The organism is Flavobacterium araucananum, assembly GCF_002222055.1.
Classification (GTDB): Bacteria; Bacteroidota; Bacteroidia; order Flavobacteriales; family Flavobacteriaceae; genus Flavobacterium; species Flavobacterium araucananum.
Window position 1 is genome coordinate 1 of sequence record NZ_MUGS01000133.1, and the last position, 2277, is coordinate 2277.

Consider the following 2277-nt stretch of genomic DNA (forward strand, 5'->3'; position numbering starts at 1 on the left):
AAGAGAATAGAATAAAGAGGGTAGAATAAAGAGGATAGAATAAAGAGGATAGAATAAAGAGGAAAGATTTTTTGGATTTTGTAAACAAATGGTTTGTTATCCTTCGTTCCTGAGATGATGAGATTAAAAGAAAAAGAAAAATCCGTTTTAAATCCGTGTCATCCGCGTGCCATTTACTAAGCCTTCAAAACATAATTCTTAATCACAAACAGATCCTCAAAACCTAATCTGGTATAAATAGCTTTTCCCATTACAGAGGCTTGTAGTAAAGCATAATTGGCATTGAGCGCTATAGAAAGATTGAGGGCAAATTTCATGATTTCTTCGGCGAAACCTTTTCTGCGCATTTCCGGGATAACGCCAACACCGTGAATTCCGATATTATTTTCGGTTTGAAACAGCATAAAAGTACCAATTGGCTGATTTTCCAGCGAAACCAGATAAAAGTGAACATTATTATGATTCTGAACCAAGATTTCTTTGCTAATGATATAACCAAAAGCACTTGGGTATAAATCTGACCAGATTTTTGCATCTTGTTCCGTAGCAACTTTTTTAAAACTTAGCGTATTTTGCAATGTAAATTCCTGATCTAATTCAAGCGCCATCGCAACTTGTTCTGTTTTTAGTTTAAATCCGTAAGCCTCAAGTATTTCATAAGATTGTGTTTCGAAGATATCCCAATAAGGCAAAACCAAATCCGGATGAGATCGCATTGTTTGTATAATTTCAGGCAAATGGTTTTTGGTAATATCTTCCCGAAACCATAATTTATTGGGCCAACCTGAATTTTCGATTTTGCAATATTCGAACGTATCATTTTTATGATAGGATAGGAAAGGGGTTCCTACGGTTTGCCACAATCTGGTAAGATTATTAATATTGTTTTGGGTCAGATTTATCTTTTTCATTTGGATCTAATTATGATATTTAGGACAAAGATAAGTTGCGCCTGTATCAGAAATCTTTACATAGGTTGATTTTACAAATCTTTCTCGAGCGTTTTTCTAATGCGGCTTAACTGTGTTGGTGTAATGCCTAAATGTGATGCAATATGCAACAATGCAATTCGCTCCGAAATATCAGGATGTTTCGATAAAAGGTCCAGATATCTTTCGGTTGCGTTTTCCATAACCAATGAAATTTCTCTTTTTTCTTTTTCGATTACCCAGTTTCTTTCTAAGTAGGCGATGTAGAAGTTTTTCAGGTCATCGTTTTTAAAAATCAGTTCTCTGTATTTTTTATAATTGATGTTGATCAAAATGGATTCTTCCAGTGCTTCAATGGCAAAGTAAGACGGTATTTGCTGGATTAAAGAAGCGGTAGAACCTGCAAAATCACCTTCGAGAAAAATGTTTTTATTATAAATATTTCCTGCCTGATCCGTAATAAAAGCGCGTAATGCACCTTTGGCAACAAAATAGATTTCTTTTGCAATTTCTCCGTTTTGCAAAAGTAATTCTCCTTTTTTTACGGATCTTTCTTCAATGATATTTTCGATCAATTGCCAGGATGCTGCTGAAACAGGAGCATAGCTTTCAAATTTTGATTTTAGGATATTTTGGTATTTCATTTCAGGATTTAATCAGCATAATGATAAATACTCTTTTTGATAGTTTCTTTAATTTTTTCAAGCGTAACTTCTGTGACACCGCCTTCATAATTCATTGTAATCGCAACTTTATTTGTTGTAATTTCATAATCAATTGAGATTAATCCATTTTTATTTACTTCGACAGATTTATTTTTAGTTGGAATTGCACTTAAAAAATAGTCAGTTTCTTCTACTTCTTTCTTTTTGATAATATTTTTATAGGCTTTTTCAAGATCGGTACTTTTTATGATACATTCTCTTCCGGATCCCATTTCGACTTCGATATCCTTGCATTCTTCTTTTTCCTCTTTTGCCTTTTCCTCTTGTACAGTAACATGGGTTGTTACCGGTTTTTTTACTGATTTTAATGTCTCATCCGGAGTACTTTTTTTACAATTTGTAAATAATAAAGCTAAAATGGCAATGCAGGCTATTTTTTTCATAGGTCGAATAGATTGATTAAGTGAATTTTTGATCTTAATTAGCAAAAAGGATAGCTTCATAAATACAATTTGTTGTGATCTATTTTGAGATAATCCTTTTCGTAAGCGAATATATTCAATAAAATTATTCAAATTTAGTTTTCTTCTAAATTATATTAGGGAATTCTATTATATAAAAAACGCTGCGAAACCTAAGTCTCGCAGCGTTTTCATCTCAAAAAATAAATAATTAACGGTTAA

The 2277-nt window shown here is 32.5% G+C and carries 3 protein-coding genes; all 3 read right to left on the reverse strand.

Going from position 1 to position 2277, the window contains the following annotated elements; translation table 11 throughout:
- Positions 1 to 176: 176 nt before the first annotated feature.
- The 3 genes from B0A64_RS24805 to B0A64_RS24815 all read right to left on the reverse strand — a co-directional run bounded on the left by B0A64_RS24805 (position 177) and on the right by B0A64_RS24815 (position 2037).
- Entirely contained in the window at positions 177 to 911 is a 735-nt protein-coding gene (locus B0A64_RS24805) for a GNAT family N-acetyltransferase (RefSeq protein WP_089482106.1), read from the reverse strand.
- A 71-nt stretch (positions 912 to 982) separates the two neighbouring features.
- Entirely contained in the window at positions 983 to 1573 is a 591-nt protein-coding gene (locus tag B0A64_RS24810; protein ID WP_089482107.1) for a Crp/Fnr family transcriptional regulator, read from the reverse strand.
- An 8-nt stretch (positions 1574 to 1581) separates the two neighbouring features.
- The gene (locus tag B0A64_RS24815) at positions 1582 to 2037 is read right to left on the reverse strand and encodes a hypothetical protein (RefSeq protein ID WP_089482108.1); all 456 of its coding nucleotides are present in this window, start codon (positions 2035 to 2037) and stop codon (positions 1582 to 1584) included.
- Positions 2038 to 2277: the final 240 nt, after the last annotated feature.

Bases quoted from the DNA above. Each gene is read 5' to 3' on its own strand.
- B0A64_RS24805 (WP_089482106.1), bottom strand. From the start codon at position 911: ATGAAAAAGATAAATCTGACCCAAAACAATATTAATAATCTTACCAGA.
- B0A64_RS24810 (WP_089482107.1), bottom strand. From the start codon at position 1,573: ATGAAATACCAAAATATCCTAAAATCAAAATTTGAAAGCTATGCTCCT.
- B0A64_RS24815 (WP_089482108.1), bottom strand. From the start codon at position 2,037: ATGAAAAAAATAGCCTGCATTGCCATTTTAGCTTTATTATTTACAAAT.